At 39.7% G+C, this 506-nt stretch carries 1 protein-coding gene; it reads left to right on the top strand.

The window, feature by feature from the left end:
• A partial coding sequence (locus ACTHUR_RS18750) for a hypothetical protein (protein WP_440400280.1) occupies nt 1-402 on the top strand: 402 nt, incomplete at its 5' end.
• Nucleotides 403-506 lie beyond the last annotated feature (104 nt).

Genomic DNA, 506 nt, shown 5'->3' with positions numbered 1-506 from the left:
ATTCTGGCATCAATTCAGAGTGTGCAAGGATTGATTAACAACATGGCATGGGCTGTGTTTTTTGGGATTTTACTTTTCATTTTGGGTGTGTTGGCGCTGTCTGCAGCATGGAATGCGTTTAAATTCCGTGCAGTAGGTTTTAATAGAATGATATATGTGTACACGCCATGCTTGTTGCAAATAGTCTTTGTAGGAGAGGCATTTTCTTTTACGTATTATATAGAAAGTGTACTGCAATTATCATTTAGCCTTACGGTACATAAGCTTACTGTCGGTGTAAATTTTGCCGCTATTCTTTTTATTGTGCTGGCAAGACGCAATTATCGTCATTTAAAAATGGTTTCCCAAAATACGGATAAAAATGTGGAGCCGTTAGAACAAGGACAAGAAACACAACCATGAAATCACTAGACCTAAATTTCATCTGCCAAACTCTCGGCCTTCCGATGCCGTCTGAAAATCAACCCGTTTCGCGTATTGTTACAGACAGCCGCGATATTCAGGAC

The sequence above is a fragment of the Neisseria sp. P0021.S007 genome, assembly GCF_051956855.1.
The sequence above is the reverse complement of the archived record's forward strand: the minus strand, read 5'-3'. Positions and strand labels throughout refer to the sequence as shown.